Annotated in this window: 10 protein-coding genes and 2 pseudogenes; 8 read left to right on the top strand and 4 right to left on the bottom strand. The window is 59.5% G+C overall.

What is annotated here, in order from left to right; genetic code table 11:
* Positions 1–22 precede the first annotated feature (22 nt).
* Together N8E88_RS15665 and N8E88_RS15670 are read right to left on the bottom strand one after the other, a co-directional pair.
* Positions 23–2,971, bottom strand: a complete 2,949-nt coding sequence (locus tag N8E88_RS15665; RefSeq protein ID WP_262294475.1) for a GH92 family glycosyl hydrolase — start codon at positions 2,969–2,971, stop codon at positions 23–25.
* A complete protein-coding gene (locus N8E88_RS15670) occupies positions 2,854–3,351 on the bottom strand; it encodes a hypothetical protein (protein WP_262294476.1) in 498 nt (165 codons plus the stop codon). The genes N8E88_RS15665 and N8E88_RS15670 overlap by 118 nt, the downstream gene beginning before the upstream one ends.
* Positions 3,352–3,710: 359 nt before the next feature.
* On the opposite strand from N8E88_RS15670, the pseudogene N8E88_RS15675 reads away from it, so the two are divergent.
* The 3 genes and pseudogenes from N8E88_RS15675 to N8E88_RS15685 all read left to right on the top strand — a co-directional run.
* Positions 3,711–4,069, top strand: a pseudogene (locus N8E88_RS15675) (alpha-D-glucose phosphate-specific phosphoglucomutase); the annotation flags it as partial.
* Positions 4,070–4,467: 398 nt separating this feature from the next.
* Positions 4,468–5,547 (top strand): phosphate ABC transporter substrate-binding protein PstS, encoded by a 1,080-nt coding sequence (gene pstS / locus N8E88_RS15680; RefSeq protein ID WP_262294477.1) that lies wholly within the window; start codon positions 4,468–4,470, stop codon positions 5,545–5,547.
* 90 nt (positions 5,548–5,637) lie between these two features.
* The gene (locus N8E88_RS15685; RefSeq protein WP_262294478.1) at positions 5,638–7,365 is read left to right on the top strand and encodes a Na/Pi cotransporter family protein; all 1,728 of its coding nucleotides are present in this window, start codon (positions 5,638–5,640) and stop codon (positions 7,363–7,365) included.
* A 56-nt stretch (positions 7,366–7,421) separates the two neighbouring features.
* Here the strand turns inward: N8E88_RS15685 and N8E88_RS15690 are convergent, their stop codons facing one another.
* Positions 7,422–8,654, bottom strand: a complete 1,233-nt coding sequence (locus tag N8E88_RS15690) for an Mrp/NBP35 family ATP-binding protein (protein ID WP_262294479.1) — start codon at positions 8,652–8,654, stop codon at positions 7,422–7,424.
* Between the two features lie 87 nt (positions 8,655–8,741).
* Entirely contained in the window at positions 8,742–10,124 is a 1,383-nt protein-coding gene (locus tag N8E88_RS15695) for a formimidoylglutamate deiminase (RefSeq protein WP_262294480.1), read from the bottom strand.
* Positions 10,125–10,207: 83 nt separating this feature from the next.
* On the opposite strand from N8E88_RS15695, the gene hutI reads away from it, so the two are divergent.
* From hutI to N8E88_RS15720, 5 genes and pseudogenes are all read left to right on the top strand, one after another.
* Entirely contained in the window at positions 10,208–11,401 is a 1,194-nt protein-coding gene (gene hutI / locus N8E88_RS15700; protein ID WP_262294481.1) for an imidazolonepropionase, read from the top strand.
* Complete coding sequence (hutH, locus tag N8E88_RS15705; RefSeq protein ID WP_262294482.1) at positions 11,402–12,949, top strand: histidine ammonia-lyase; 1,548 nt, start codon at positions 11,402–11,404, stop codon at positions 12,947–12,949.
* Between the two features lie 370 nt (positions 12,950–13,319).
* The gene (gene hutG, locus N8E88_RS15710) at positions 13,320–14,123 is read left to right on the top strand and encodes an N-formylglutamate deformylase (RefSeq protein ID WP_262294483.1); all 804 of its coding nucleotides are present in this window, start codon (positions 13,320–13,322) and stop codon (positions 14,121–14,123) included.
* Positions 14,123–15,794, top strand: a pseudogene (gene hutU, locus N8E88_RS15715) (urocanate hydratase). The gene hutG and the pseudogene hutU overlap by 1 nt, the downstream one beginning before the upstream one ends.
* A 32-nt stretch (positions 15,795–15,826) precedes the next feature.
* Positions 15,827–16,456 (top strand): HutD/Ves family protein, encoded by a 630-nt coding sequence (locus tag N8E88_RS15720; protein WP_262295493.1) that lies wholly within the window; start codon positions 15,827–15,829, stop codon positions 16,454–16,456.
* Positions 16,457–16,459: the final 3 nt, after the last annotated feature.

Raw genomic sequence — 16,459 nt, forward strand, 5'->3', positions numbered from 1 at the left:
GCGGCCCCCTGCGTTTCCATGTTCAGCAGACGGTCCCCTTGCCTGGCTTGCAAGGCTTGACCGGCACAGCGACTGCTGGTGCAGGGGGCACGACCGTTCCGGTTGGTGTGTTCCCGAGCAATTCGAACTCCGCGATGGTCACCGCGTCCGTCCCAAGCTCCAGCCGGTACTTTGCATAGGCCGCCGGCGTCTTGAGGGCGAAGGGCCGGGTTTGCCGTGGCCAGAGGAACGTCTCATCCTTGCGCTCGTCCAGCGTTACCCACGTCGTGCCGTCATTGGAGCCCTTCAGTGTCCAGCTCTTCGGGCCCTTGGTGATGTCATTACCATCGGTCAAGGTATAGAGGCTGACCGGGATCGCCGTCCTGTCTGCCTTCAGCGCCACGTCGATCTGCGCCGCGCCGGAGACACTCGTCCACTCGGTCCCGGATGTGCGGTCGAAGAGGTTGGCTGACCCTGTCGTGGTGTTCGCCGTCACATCATAATTGCCGAGGGGCAGGATCGATTGCAACGGTGTCGGCTTGGCGGGCCCTTGCGTGATCGAAGTCGGGACATCGTTCTCCCCGGTTCCCCACTGCGAAGGGTTGGGACCCATGTCGAATTCAAGGGTTCCGCCCTTGGCGATTTCCGCATGCTTGAGATAGTTACGGGTGATCGCCTCTCCGTTGAGACGCACTGCCTGCACATAGCGGTTGCCTGCACTGACATTGGGCGCCTCGATGAGCAGCGTATTGATCTTGCCGTTGGCATCGCGCAGGCGCACGCTCATCTTCTGGAAATAGGGCGCGCCGATGGCATATTCGGGCCGGCCCATGCTGACCGGATAAAAGCCCATGGCGCTCTGGACGTACCAGGCCGACATTTCGCCATTATCCTCATCGCCAATATAGCCGGTACCGTCGGAAACGCCGTTCTTGTCAAAACCGGTGAAATAGAGCTTGTCCATCACATCGCGCAGATATTTCTGCCCGCTCGAGGGGGAACCGGCATAATTATACATGTAGATCGAGTGATGCACGGTCTGGTTAGAGTGCTGGTACTCGCCGACATTGGCGAGTTCGTGGACTTTAGCCGCTTCACGGACCTCATGGATCACCGAGCCATAACAGCCTCCCGCCACAACTGGTTTTGTTGTGAAGAATGCGTCAAGTTTGGCTTTTAGCTTGTCGCGCCCCCAATAAAGATTGGCAAGGCCCTGACCGTCCTGTGGCGCGAGGAAGGCATAGGACCAAGCATTGCCCTCAGTGTAGCCGCAAAGCCAGGTTTGCGGCGTTTGGGAGGGGTATGTCCAACTTCCATCCGCATCTTTCTCGCGGAACCAGCCGCCGGCCCAGGTGCCGGTCGAAGTGGAATCGAAAATATTGGGATAGCTGATCGCCCGATTGTCGAGATACGCCGCATCATCAGCCTTTCCCAATGCTTTGGCCAGTTGGGCGCCGCCGAAATCATTGACGTACGCCTCCAGCGACCAGGCAACACCTTCGCTGTCACCGACGGTGCGGCCATAGAACAGCAATTCATTCATGTGTTGGCGCCCCCTGTCGTTGTTATGACTATAGGCGGTGGCATTGCGCAGTATGGAGTGGTAAGCGGCATCAACGTCGAAATTGCGCACCCCCTTCATATAGGAATCGGCCAAAATCACATCGAGGCTGGTTGCGACCATGGAATTCGTGTAGCCGGGGTTGGACCAGCGTGTCGTCCAGCCACCATCCTTGTAGCCATTGACGAAACCATCGAGCATCTCGCCGGCTTCATTGGGGTTCAGCAACGTATAGAGCGGCCAGGTGGTGCGGTAGGTATCCCAAAAGCCGTTATTGACCCAGATCTTGCCTTTTTTGATCTTGTCGGTGTCCGTATAGGGACTGGAATACTTTGCTTCATATTTGCCTTCTGCACCTTTGACCTTTTCCCAGGCGGAATTGGGATAGAGGAAAGCGCGATACATGTTGGAATAGAGGATGATCTTCTGGTCTTCGGTCGCGCCTTCCACCTGCATCGTGTTCAACCGTTCATTCCAGGCGGCTTCCGCCAGGGTCAGAACGTCCTCGAAGCTCTTGCCGGCAATCTCCTGATCGAGATTGTCTTTTGCCTGTTCCTCGCTGATGAAGGATGTAGCAATGCGCATGCCGATGGTCTTTGCGCCCGCCGGCGTATCGAACTCGACCCAGGAACCATCCCGGAAGTTCGTTATGCTGTTGTCAAACCGGATGAAGACATACATCGACGGGCCGCCGCGCTCACCAACCTTTCCCGAAGCCGTTCCCTTGTCCCGTTCGACTTTTAGCGTCCCGCCAAAAGTATTGAACTTGATTCCGGATTTTGCTGCCGTTTCAGGGGCAGTAATTTGGAAATACGCGGCATGATCGGTGGGCGTGATCTCTGTCTTCATGCCGTTGTCATAGGTCACGCTGTAATAATGCGCCGTGCCAATCTGGTTCTTGCGTTGGAATGCCTGATCCTTGGCATTGGCGGCATCTATGTCGGGACTAATCAGCATGGCCTGACGATTTCCGAGGTGCCGGCTTGCCTCATGCGTCAGCATGAAACCCTGCATCCCATGATTCCTGTCTCCGTGGTAGAAAATGCTACTATTAGCTCCGGTATTCACCGGCGACCACATGTTGAAGCCAAAAGGCATGGCCGTGGCGGGGAAAGTGGAACCCTTCGCAAGATTGCCGGGATCGGCCGAGCCGCGGGTCGTATTGACATATTGCGCGAGCTTCTGCGGCTTGAATTTCAGACCCGCAATCTCGGCTTCAAGCGCCGTGATGCGAGTAGAGGACGCTGCGCTGGTCCGCTCTCTTTCCGTGGCGTCCGCATTGGATTTCTCCTGCAGCTGATTGATAAGCGCCGTCAGGGTCTCAAGCGCGGTTTTGTCCGCCAGCCCGGCAATTTTCGTCCGCAGCTCTTCGATTGTATTATCATGCTCGGTCTTGGCAATGCCGTCCAGCTTGACCTTGCCATCCAACACTGTTTTGGCTCCCTGATACCGGTCTCGAGTGCCGTCAGTCTGGTGGCGTGGTCGCTCTCAGCTGCAGCGGTTTCGAGTGCCGTGATTTTGCTATTTAGCGTGTCACTGCGTGTTGCGCTTGCCTTGGCGTCAGTCTCGACCTTGCCAAGCCCGGCTTTAATTTCTGCAAGAAGAGCCGATATCTGCGTATCGCCATTGGCGCGATCGCGAATCTCGGTGTCGAGGGCTTGCCGCAAATCGTTGACCTGCCCCTTCAATTGTTCAATCGCAGCTGGATCGAAGGTGCTTTGGCCCGAATTGTTGTTCTTGTCATCCCCGTCGCAGCCGGCAAGCATCGTGCAGCCGAGAAGCCCGGCAATGAATATGCGTCGCAATATCATGGTTTCCTCCTAATTTATTTTTGAAATGTTCTGGAACTGAAAAATCACCGCGTCAGGGCGCGAGAGTGGCTGCAACCAACCACGCCTTCAAACCGCGCTCCTCCCAGGGCGGTTTAAGCCGATTAAATAAGAGTCTGTGATTAATTCGCCTCAGCGGAAGGAGTCAATTCGCCTTAAGTCTAAGAGTGTGAACCAATCGGAAGTCCATAAACAACAAAACCCGCCATGAAAAATGACGGGTTTTAGAGCAATTCCAGGAAAAGTGTGAAGCGGTTTTCCGTCCGGAACTGCGCAAAACGGAAGGGCACCAACGCGAAGGGCAGCTACTCGAACACGATCGCCGGGGCGGCGCGCCCGGCGCCAACAAGCTGATGGACGATCTGCGCGCCAGGCTGCCAACGCTCCCCGGCGGCTCGGTCCAGGGCCTCAAGATCACGCATGCCGATGACTTCGCCTATCATGATCCCGTCGACAAATCGGTCAGCAAGAACCAGGGCATCCGCGTCCTGTTCGAAGGCGGCTCGCGCCTCGTCTTCCGCCTGTCGAGCACCGGCACGTCCGGCGCAACCATCCGCGTCTATATCGAGCGCTACGAACCAGACCCGAAGCGCCACGATCTCGAAACGCAAGGCGCGCTGGCCGATCTCATCCGCGCCGCGCACGACTTGCCGATATCGAGGGCCATACGGGGCGCGGTGAGCCGAGCGTGATTACGTGATTGATCGCAAGCCCAAATAGAATATTTTCGGAGAGGTTCGATGTTCTGAGGGCCGCCGGCAACGGTAGGTCTATATTCGCTATCAGCGGTTGCGGCCCTGTCAACCTACTGCCCAACAGGTGCATCTGTTAGGCAGTTCCTTCCGATGTTATCCGTGCTAGCGTAGCCTTGCGTCGAACACTTAGAAGGCCTTCTTTGTCACGCAACCCTGCCGCAACTAGACTTTGAGCTCTTCGACAAATTCTTTGCTACGCCTGTCATTCAAATGTTAACAAAACGAAATACCTAAATTGTAGGGAAATTCATAATATTCGAGACGCCCGGACAGGCTGTCTTGGACGAGATTTTTTGTGCGCCTAATGCATGCGACCTTAGATTTATGATGGCGGGGCTCAGCGATGGACAGGCACTTTCTTTGTATCCGATCGATTGGAGCAGCAATTGCAGGCGCCACGGTCGCGGCTATCGTTTTGTGTTTCGGCATGTCCTCCCAGGCGGAACCCATTCGCGGTGCTGGCTCGACGTTTGCAGCACCGGTGATCGCCGCATGGTCGCAAGCCTATCGAGATGCTCGGGTGGACGGCGGTGACTTCATATCGCCCGACTGGACAGTCGACTACGAACTCGTTGGTTCGCTTGCCGGCGTAATGCGGCTCGACCAACCTGAACTCGACTTTGCAGCGACTGATGTTCCTGTCAATCCAGCCGATCTGAAAAGACACGGGCGCGAGCAGTTTCCGATCGTATTCGGCAGCGTTGCCGTGGTTGCAAACATCAACGGCTTCGAAAATGGGCGTTTGCGGCTTTCTGGCCCGGTGCTGGCCGACATCTATCTCGACAGGATAAGGTCCTGGTCCGACCCGGCCATCAAGGCTTTGAACCCGGATGCCGTCCTACCCGATCTGAAGATCAGCGTGCTTTATCGCACAGATGGTTCCGGAACGACTTTTGCCCTTACCGAGTATCTGTCTGCCGTCAGTGCCGATTGGAAAAAGCTCCATGGTGCCGACACGCTGATGAAATGGCCGGTTGGGACAGGCGCTGAAGGCACGCAGGCTCTTATCCGTGCCGTCCACGCAACCAAAGGCGCGATCGCTTATGCCGAATATGGCCAAGTCGAGCGCGCCGGCCTTCCTTATGCATCGCTGCAGAACAAGGCGAACCATTTCGTGAAACCCGGTGCTGACGGCGTGCGGGATGCCGTGCACGCCATTGCCTGGGAAAAGACGCAGGACTTTCACGCCATATTGACTGACCTGCCTGGTGCCAACGCCTATCCCATAACCGCCGCGACCTTCGCCGTGGTCCCGGTCGTTGGACGTGCGGTAGATCGCTACGGCCGTGTTCATGATCTTTTCCGCCTCGCCTTCCAGATGGGCGCTGCTAAGGCGACCGAACTGGGCTATGTGCCGGTCCCGCCAGAACTGGTCAGGCAGATCGAGGACTACTGGGCGAAAGTGCCAAGCATAGGGAACTGACAACCCTTCGGTTGCAGCGGCAAGGGGACCGCACAACTGAACAGACGGATGTAATTGCGCCACCATGGCGCCCTTTTGGGGACAGAGCGGATGAATATAGACCTCTTCAAGGACGTTTTAGTTCCGGTCATTGGCGGGTTGGGCATCTTCATGCTCGGGCTCGAGTTCATGTCGAATGGCATTCAGGCGCTATCTGTGACGAAGATGCGAGCGTTTCTGGCGAAGGCGGCCGGAACCCCCGTAAAAGGCGTCATTGCCGGAACACTGATTACCGGCGTCATCCAATCGTCAACGGCCATGACCGTGATGGTGGTCGGCCTTGTCAACGCCGGTGTCGTGGCGCTCAGGCCGGCGATCAGCGTTATCATGGGCGCCAATATCGGCACGACACTCGGCAACGGCCTTATCGCGCTTCCACTCGGTCCGCTGGGTCTCATCCTCGCCGGTGTCTTTTCACTGGTCTACTGTTTCGCGAAGAATGAGAAAGTCCGCAACATAGCCTTGGCCTGCATGGGTTTCGCGCTCATTTTCTACGGGCTCAATTTGATGACCGGCGGCCTTCGTCCGCTGCGCAACATGCCGGAAGTGATGGACGTCCTGTCCACGCTGCAGGCTGATTCCTACATCAACCTGATCAAATGCGTTCTGATCGCCGCGCTCGTCACAGCGATGATCCACTCCTCCTCCGCAACGATCGGCATCGTCATGGGTCTCGGGGCTGCCGGTATCCTCGACTGGACAACTGCAGTCGCTTTCTCGCTCGGCGCCGATCTTGGCACGACCATTACCTCCTGGATAGCGTCGCTAAACCTGTCCAAGAACGCCAAACGTGCGGCTTATGCCCATATGTCCTTCAATATCATCGGCGTCTGCATCACGGTTCCGCTCTTCTTCGTCTCGATCGAGGTGCTGAAATGGGCGATGCAATGGTTTGGCGGCGATCCAGGCATTCCGGTGATCGTCGACGGGAAAGAAACTTTCCCGCTGGTCCCTGTCGCCGTTGGTCTCTTCTCGACCGTCTTCAACGTCTTCAACACTGTGGTGCTCTTTCCTTTCATCGGCGTCTTCGAACGTGTCCTGTCGCGTGTGGGCCGAACCGATGCGGAGGATATAGAGGATTACTCCACCCCGAAATTCCTCGATCGCAAGCTCGCCGGTGACTTTGCGAAAGCGATCCCGGCCGTGCAGCAGGAAACCGCCCGTCATTTGCAGGCCGGGGCATTATTCCTGGATATCGCCCGTTCATCCAAGGCGGCGCCATCCGATCCAGGTGAACACTATCTCGCGACTGATATCCTTAGCCGGGACATTCGCAGTTACACCGCGTCGCTCATGAAGGAAGATCTTCCGTATGAGCAACTCGACCTCATCGCAAGCCTGATCGAGGAGGCTGACTTTACTGCCGCATTGACAGAATCGATGCATCAGGTCGCCAGGCGGGTCAAACGCGAAAAATTTACCCCGCAGGCCCAGGTAATCGTCGATACCGCCCTCGATAAACTTGACGCATCGCTACAAGACATCCTGCCGGACTATGGCGTCAAAAAACCGGATATGCCGGCAGGTCACGTCAGCTTGCCCGATGTAGAGGAGCTTCGCGCACGAACTCTGGCGTTGGGACCGAATGCCGGCGCTGCCGAACGGGGCACCATACTCGCCCTCCTCGGTTCCATTGAACGCGCTGAGCTCCTGATCCGCCGTATTGATCATGAGCGCAAATCGGTCAACCGGCAGGCCGTTCTCGCCCGCTCGGCAGCTCACAAGGAGAGACAACGCCTCGTTCTTGATGGAGGCATGAGTCCAGTGCCGGCAGAATAAGGGGCAATTCAGCCGCTGCAACCGAACCGCCGCCGCGGCAAGAGGATTCAACCTTCCTATTCAAACACGATCGCCGGGGCGGCGCGTCCGCCCTTCGTCGCCGCGAGCTGATCCCAAACGCTTGCGGCGATCTCGCGATAGGCTTGTGCCTGCGGACCGTCGGGATTGCTGACAACTATAGGCGTTCCGGCATCGGACGTCTCGCGGATTTCCATCACCAGAGGCACCTCGCCGAGGAAGGGCACGCCGAGGCGTTCCGCTTCCTTGCGTGCGCCGCCATGGCCGAAGATGTCGTAGCGTGTGCCGGTGTCCGGGGCGATGAAATAACTCATGTTCTCGACGATACCGAGCAGCGGCACATCGACCTTCTTGAACATGTTCAAACCCTTGCGCGCGTCGATCAGCGCCAGGTCCTGCGGTGTCGAGACGATAACCGCGCCGGCCAGCGGCACCTGCTGCGCCATTGTCAATTGCGCATCGCCGGTGCCGGGCGGCATATCGACGACCAGCACGTCGAGATCGCCCCACTGCACTTCGCGCAGCATCTGCGTCAGCGCCGACATGACCATCGGCCCGCGCCAGATCATCGGTGTTTCCTCGTCGACGAGGAAGCCGATCGACATCACTTTGAGGCCGTAGCCTTCCATCGGCTTCAACACGCGGCCTGATACAACCTCCGGCCTGCCATGCAGACCAAGCAGCCGCGGCATGGAGGGTCCGTAAATATCCGCATCGAGGATGCCGACGCTGTGGCCATTGGCCTTGAGCCCCAACGCGAGATTGACGGCTGTCGTCGACTTGCCGACACCGCCCTTGCCCGAGGCGACGGCGATGATCGCGCCGACACCGGGCACGCCGGATTTGACCGGCGCGCCGTGGCTGTGTCCATGCGCCGCTTGTGCCGGCGCACCCTGGGCTGCCGCGCCACTCTGGGCCACGACCCGCGGTGGTGGAACCGCGCCTGCCGGAGCCGGACGTTGCACCGGGCGCGCTGGAGGTGTTGGCCGCGGCGGGGCATCATCGCTTGTCGGGCCGCCTTTTTTCTCGGCGGTCAGCGCGACGATAGCGCCGTTCACTCCCGGCATCGCCTTGACGACACGCTCGGCGGCGGCGCGCAAAGGTTCCAGTTCCTGCGCTCGCGCGGCCGGCACGGTGATCGAGAAGAACACCTTGTTGTCGGCGATGAAAATATCCGAAACCAGCCCGAGCTCGACAATGTTGCTGTTGAAGTCCGGGCCCGTCACCGTCTTCAATTGCTCGAGTACCTGCTCCTGGGTCACGCTTGCCATTACAATTCCATCCCTGTCATTCCCTCCAACTCAAATAGTGCAGTTGGAGCGAATCGCCAATGGTCATTATCCGCGCAAGTGCCGTCATTAAAGTTTCGCGAGGATCGGTGCCAGGCGCGCTTTATAGGCCGCGAATATCGCATCGCGGTCGCGGTGGCGGCCCTCATGCACCACATGCCGTCCGGCTGACCAGACATCGCTGACCGCGTGGCGGTCGCCCGCGAAGATCCAGCCGTCGAGCAGACGGTCGCCGTTCAGCCCGAGCAGCGCGGGGTTTTGAGCATCGAGTGCGATCATGTCGGCCCATTTGCCGGGCGCAAGACTGCCCGCGTCTCGACCGAGAGCCTGCGCACCGCCGGGGAGCGCCGTATCGTAGAGTGTGCGGCCACAGGATTTGCCGTCGACCGACAGCGTAACCCGGGAGACGTCGCGCAAACGCTGGCTGTATTCGAGCTGGCGCAATTCCTCCGATGGCGAAATACGGATGTTGGAGTCGGATCCCGTGCCGAAGCGCCCGCCTTCGCCGAGATAATTCACCCCGTCGAAGATGCCATCGCCGAGATTGGCTTCGGTGATCGGACACAGCCCGACAACCGCGCCGCTTTGCGCGACTCGGCGCGTTTCTTGCGGTGTCATGTGCGTCGAGTGGATCAGGCACCAGCGCTCATTGACCGGCAGACGGTCGAGCAGCCATGTCATCGAGCGCTGGCCGTAAGCCGCCTGCACTTCTTCGATCTCCGGGATCTGCTCGGCGATATGAATGTGGAACGGCATGTCGCGAAAATGCTGTTCCAGCGCCTTCAGATCGCGTTCGTTGACGGCGCGGATCGAATGCGGCGCGACGCCGAAGCCCGCATCGGCGCTGACAGCTTTGGCGGCTTCCCGCGCCTGCTCGGCCAGTTGCACATAACGCTCAAAATCATTGCCGAAGCGCAATTGCCCGCCCGCCAGCGCCCGACCGTCTACGCCGCCTTGCATATAGGCGACCGGCAACAGCGTCAGGCCGATGCCCGTGGCGCTCGCCGCTGCCGCGATGCGTTCGGACAGCTCGGCCAGGTTCGCATAGGGCTGTCCGCCCGGCTGGTGATGCACGTAATGAAATTCCGCGACGCTGGAGTAGCCGGACTCCAGCATCTCGACGAAGGCGAAAGCCGCAATCGCCTCGATATCCTCAGGGTCCAGAATGCCTAGGAAACGGTACATGATCTCGCGCCACGTCCAGAAGCTGTCGCGCCCCGCAGGGCTGCGTGCTTCGGAGAGCCCGGCCATCGCCCGCTGGAAAGTGTGACTGTGGAGGTTTGCCTGCGCCGGCAGCAGGACATCGACGCCGTAAGCATTCGGCGCGCTTTCGTTCCCGGCCACAACCGAGCCAATGCGTCCCGCACCGTCGATCTCGATCAGAACATTGTTCTCCCAGCCATTCGGCGTGAGAGCTGTCCGGGCGAACACCGATTTTCTAGCCCCACTCATTTCTTTCCTCCCGCCGATTGACAGGTTATGTATATACATATTAACGTTACGGGCAAGACCAAAAAGGGAGCGGACTGCGGCCGATGAGGAAAATTCTGTCCGGATTGAGGATCGCCACGCTGGAAGATACCGGCGCGCCGTATGGTCTCATTGAAAACGGGGCGATCGGCATCGACGGCGAGCGGATCGCCTGGGTCGGACAGACCATCCCTTCCGGCTGGAATGATGTCGAGCTTCAGGATTTCGGCGGCAGGCTGGCGACCCCTGCTCTCATCGATTGCCACACCCATCTCGTTTTTGGCGGTAATCGCGCCCGCGAGTTCGAGATGCGGCTTGAAGGCGCGACCTATGAAGATATCGCGCGGGCCGGCGGCGGCATTATCTCCTCGGTCAAATCGACCAATGCACTGAACGAAGAGGTGCTGCTTGCGCAAAGCCTGCCGCGGCTCGATACCCTGCTTGCCGAGGGCGTCTCCACCGTCGAGATCAAATCCGGCTACGGGCTGAACATCGATGCCGAGCTGAAAATGCTGCGGGTCGCGCGCCGCCTCGCCACAATGCGCCCGGTACGCATCCGCACAAGCTACCTTGCTGCCCATGCGACGCCGCCGGAGTACAAGGGCCGGCCTGATGATTATATCTCCGAAGTCGTGCTGCCCGGTCTCGATGCCGCCCATGCGGAAGGCCTCGTCGATGCGGTGGATGGGTTCTGCGAGGGTATCGCCTTCTCTCCTGCCCAGATTGCCCGCGTTTTCGACAAGGCGGAGCTACTCGGCCTGCCGGTCAAGCTCCACGCCGAACAGCTCTGCAACCTTGGCGGGGCCAAGCTTGCAGCGTCGTATGGCGCCTTGTCCGCCGACCATCTCGAATATCTCGATGAGGAAGGCGCCAGGGCCATGGCGGCTGCCGGAACAGTCGCGGTTCTCCTTCCTGGCGCGTTCTATGCCTTGCGCGAAGAACGCGCGCCGCCTGTAAAGATCTTGCGCGATGCCGGTGTCCGCATCGCCGTCGCCACCGATTACAATCCCGGCACATCGCCGCTCACTTCGCTGCTGCTGACCATGAATATGGCGTGCACCTTTTTCCGGCTGACCGTCGAAGAAGCGCTTGCCGGAGCCACGCGTGAAGCCGCACGCGCCCTTGGTTTGCATGAGGAAATCGGCACCATTGCGCCGGGCAAACGCGCCGAGATCGCCATCTGGAACGCAGAGCAACCAGCGGAACTTTGCTATCGCATCGGCTTCAACCCGCTCCACCAGCTCGTATTGAAAGCATAATTGACGATGACAATAACACTCCATCCCGGCGCAGTGCCGCTTGCCACTCTCGAAACGATCTACTGGCATGGCACGCCTGCAAAGCTCGATGTGTCTTTTCATGCCGGGATCGAATCGGCAGCGAAACGAATTACCGAGATCGCCGCCGGGAATGCGCCGGTCTATGGCATCAATACCGGCTTCGGCAAGCTTGCATCGATCCGGATCGATGCCGCCGATGTCGGAACGCTGCAGCGCAATCTCATCCTGTCCCATTGCTGCGGGGTCGGGAACGCGCTGCCGGAAAATATCGTACGCCTCATCATGTCGCTGAAGCTGATCTCGCTCGGTCGCGGTGCTTCCGGTGTGCGCCCGGAACTCATCGGCCTGATCGAAGCCATGCTGGAAAAAGGCGTGATCCCGGTCATTCCGGAGAAGGGCTCCGTCGGCGCTTCCGGCGATCTTGCACCCCTCGCCCACATGGCGGCAGCGATGATCGGTGAAGGCGACGTCACGTTCGAGGCGAGGCAAATGCCGGCCGCCGAGGGCCTTGCCAAAGCGGGCCTCAAGCCGGTCGTGCTCGCGGCCAAGGAAGGTCTGGCGCTTATCAACGGCACGCAAGTCTCGACAGCTCTTGCACTAGCGGGGCTGTTTCGCGCCCACCGCGCCGGTCAATCAGCACTGATCACCGGTGCGCTTTCCACGGACGCGGCGATGGGTTCGTCGGCACCGTTCCATCCGGATATCCATGCTCTGCGCGGTCATCGCGGCCAGATCGATACGGGTACGGCTTTGCGGCGGCTGCTCGAAAACTCGCCCATTCGCGAGAGCCACATCGAGGGCGACGAGCGCGTGCAGGATCCCTATTGCATCCGCTGCCAGCCACAGGTGGATGGCGCCTGCCTCGACCTTTTGCGCATGGCGGCGCGTACGCTCGAAATCGAGGCCAACGCCGTTACCGACAATCCGCTGGTGCTCAGCGATGGCTCCGTCGTCTCGGGCGGCAACTTCCATGCGGAGCCGGTGGCCTTCGCCGCCGATCAGATCGCGCTCGCCATTTGTGAAATCGGCGCGATCGCCCAGCGCCGCATCGCCCTTCTGGTCGATCCGGCCTTGAGCTACGGCTTGCCCGCGTTCCTTGCAAGAAAGCCCGGCCTCAACTCCGGCCTGATGATCGCGGAAGTCACATCCGCCGCGCTCATGTCGGAAAACAAGCAAATGTCACATCCAGCGTCGGTGGATTCAACGCCGACCTCGGCCAATCAGGAAGATCACGTCTCGATGGCCTGCCACGGGGCGCGCCGCCTGTTGCAGATGACGGACAATCTGTTCTCGATCATCGGCATCGAGGCCTTGACCGCCGCACAGGGAATCGACCTTCGCGAACCCCTGCAGACCAGCCCGGAACTCACCCGCGCGCATGGCGTTATTCGGGACGTAGTGCCAACACTCGACGAGGACCGCTACATGGCGCCAGACTTGAAGACCGTTTCCGACCTCGTTGCTTCGGGTGCGCTCAACGCCGCGATTTCTCCCGATATTCTGCCGGTTCTGAGTGTTGAAGGATGAACGTTGACCTCTCACTCGCCATCGCCGCGTCTTATGCAAGGACATATGATCCACTTTGCACTCGTAGGTCGTGCAGCGCTCCCCACCTCCCCCTGGATGGGGGAGGTCGCAGCGAAGCTGCGGGTGGGGGTGAGAGCCCTTTTACTATATCGCAGCAACCAAACCAGCCAGGCCAACGAATAGTACTCACGCACCCCCACCCGGACCTTCGGTCCGACCTCCCCCATCCAGGGGGAGGTGGGGAGCGCTGCAGAGAGACCTATGCGATAGCCCTGCCACAAGGGGGAGGGCGAAGGCGGCACCGTTTGCTCCGTTCTGGCAGATTTCCGCATGACATAAGTTTAGCCAACAACAATCTGGATACAGCCCGATGAATGCCGTTGACGTCAAACAGGGGTCATCCCCAATCATTCTGGGCTTTCCGCACACGGGAACCGATGTTCCGGCCGACATCCATGCCCGGCTCAACGATAATGGCCGGATGCTCGCCGATACGGACTGGCACATTGACAAGCTCTACGACGGCTTGCTGCCTGAGGTCACGACTGTCCACGCCACCTTTCATCGCTACGTCATCGATGCCAATCGCGATCCCACGGGGGTCAGTCTTTACCCCGGCCAGAATACCACCGGTCTCATTCCCGACACTGATTTCGACGGCAAGCCGATCTGGCGCGATGGCGAGAAGCCGACGGCCGCGGACATCGAATACCGCCTGAAACAGTTCCACAGCCCTTACCATGTGGCACTGGCCAAGGAGATCGAGCGCGTGCACGAAGCCCACGGCCTTGTCGTTCTGTACGATTGCCACTCCATACGTTCGCATATTCCGTTTCTCTTTCAGGGCAAGCTTCCGGATTTCAACATCGGCACCAATGAGGGCAATAGCTGTTCCCCGGAAATCGCCTCGGCAGTTGGCCGGATCGCCTTTGCGGCGCGCGGCTATGACGCTGTGATCAACGGCCGGTTCAAAGGTGGCTGGACGACGCGGCACTACGGACAACCGCAGCTCGGCATCCACGCCATTCAGATGGAACTGACGCAGTCCTCCTATCTGACGAAGGAAGCGCCGCCTTTCGCCTATGACGAGGCCAAAGCCGAACGGCTCCGCAAGCACCTCAAAGACATTCTCGAAATCATCCGACAGACCGCGATCAAGCTGGGGAGCAAATAATGAACAATCCGCGCCACAATATCCGTGAAGTGCGCGCTCCGCGCGGCGACAAGCTGAACACCAAATCCTGGATGACCGAAGCGCCGCTGCGCATGCTGATGAACAATCTCGATCCCGATGTCGCAGAGAACCCCAACGAGCTCGTGGTCTATGGCGGCATCGGTCGTGCCGCCCGCACGTGGGACGATTTCGACAAGATTGTTTCCACCCTCAAGACACTGAACGAGGATGAAACGCTGCTCGTCCAGTCCGGCAAGCCGGTCGGTGTGTTCAAAACCCACGCCAATGCACCGCGCGTGCTGATCGCGAACTCCAATCTCGTGCCGCATTGGGCAACCTGGGATCATTTCAACGAGCTCGACAAGAAGGGTCTCGCCATGTACGGCCAGATGACCGCCGGCTCGTGGATCTATATTGGCACGCAAGGCATCGTTCAGGGCACCTACGAAACTTTCGTCGAAGCCGGACGCCAGCATTATAACGGCAATCTCAGGGGCAAGTGGATTCTGACTGGCGGACTTGGCGGCATGGGCGGGGCACAGCCGCTGGCTGCCGTCATGGCCGGTGCCTGCTGTCTTGCTGTCGAGTGCAACCCGGACTCGATCGATTTCCGCCTGCGCACCCGATACGTGGACGCCAAGGCCGAAACACTGGATGAAGCGCTCGAAATGATCGACCGCTGGACCAAGGCGGGCGAAGCCAAATCGGTCGGTCTGCTCGGCAATGCCGCCGATATCCTGCCCGAACTCGTCCGGCGCAATGTGCGCCCGGATATCGTCACCGACCAGACCTCGGCACATGATCCGATCAACGGCTATCTGCCGAAAGGCTGGACTTTGGCCGAATGGCGCCAGAAGCGCGAAACCGACCCGAAGGCCGTCGAGAAAGCCGCCCGCGCTTCGATGCGCGAACATGTCGAAGCCATGATTGCTTTTTGGGAACGAGGCATCCCGACACTCGATTATGGCAATAACATCCGCCAGGTCGCCAAGGATGAAGGGCTGGAAAACGCCTTCGCTTTCCCCGGCTTCGTTCCGGCCTATATCCGTCCTCTCTTCTGCCGTGGCATTGGGCCATTCCGCTGGGCGGCGCTTTCGGGCGATCCGGAAGACATTTACAAGACCGACGCCAAGGTGAAGGAACTCACGCCCGGCAACACCCATCTGCACAACTGGCTCGACATGGCACGGGAACGCATCGCGTTTCAGGGTCTGCCGGCGCGCATATGCTGGGTCGGTCTCGGCGATCGCGACCGGCTTGGACTCGCCTTCAACGAGATGGTGCGCAACGGTGAGTTGAAGGCACCGATCGTCATCGGCCGCGATCATCTCGATCTCGGGCTCGGTCGCTTCGCCGAACCGCGAAACAGAAGCCATGAAGGATGGTTCCGATGCGGTTTCCGACTGGCCGCTGTTGAATGCGCTGCTCAACACCGCCTCGGGTGCAACGTGGGTCTCGCTGCATCATGGCGGCGGCGTCGGCATGGGCTTTTCCCAGCACTCCGGCATGGTGATTTGCTGCGACGGAACCGACGACGCGGCGGAACGCATCAAACGCGTTCTCTGGAACGATCCGGCAACCGGCGTCATGCGCCACGCCGATGCGGGCTACGAGATCGCCATAGACTGCGCACGGGAAAAGGGCCTCAACCTGCCGGGCATTCTCGGCTAATGAAAATACTCCGTGCCAGCGATCATCGGCGAATGCCGTGGAAGAATGGCGGCGGCGTCACCACCGAGATTGCCGTCGATCCTCCACTCGCATCTGTCGCCGATTTCGACTGGCGCATCAGCATGGCGACTGTTGCTTCCGATGGACCATTTTCGCGGTTTGACGGTATTGACCGCACGCTGACCGTTCTCAACGGCGAGGGACTGGAACTCGAGGTCGAGGGCGAAACACCGGTGCGATTGACGCCAGCAGGCAGGCCTTATCCATTCCCGGGAGACGCAACGGCATCGGCAAAATTGATTGCTGGATCGGTCACCGATTTCAATGTCATGACACGGCGGGGGCGCTGGACTCACAGCGTCGACAATCTGTCCATCGATGGGACACAGGTCCTGCCAATCGTCGGGAATGTCTGCATCATCTTCTGCCGCACTGGTGAAATCATCCTTGATAAGAACCCGAGCGAAAATTTGTCAGGGGGTGGCGAAAAGTGCCATTTGCAGCCCGCCTTGGCGAATTTTCGCTCGGGTTCTGAGTCGTCAGCGCTTGAGGCGCATGATGCTGCGTTGATCGATGCTTCGGCTGATAGCGTGGCGATTTCCATTGGCGGGTCGGGAGAGGCAATCATCGTGCACCTGTCGCAAACTCTATCGGCCGAATAAGAG

It is taken from the genome of Phyllobacterium zundukense (genome assembly GCF_025452195.1).
In the GTDB taxonomy this organism is placed as follows: Bacteria; Pseudomonadota; Alphaproteobacteria; order Rhizobiales; family Rhizobiaceae; genus Phyllobacterium; species Phyllobacterium zundukense_A.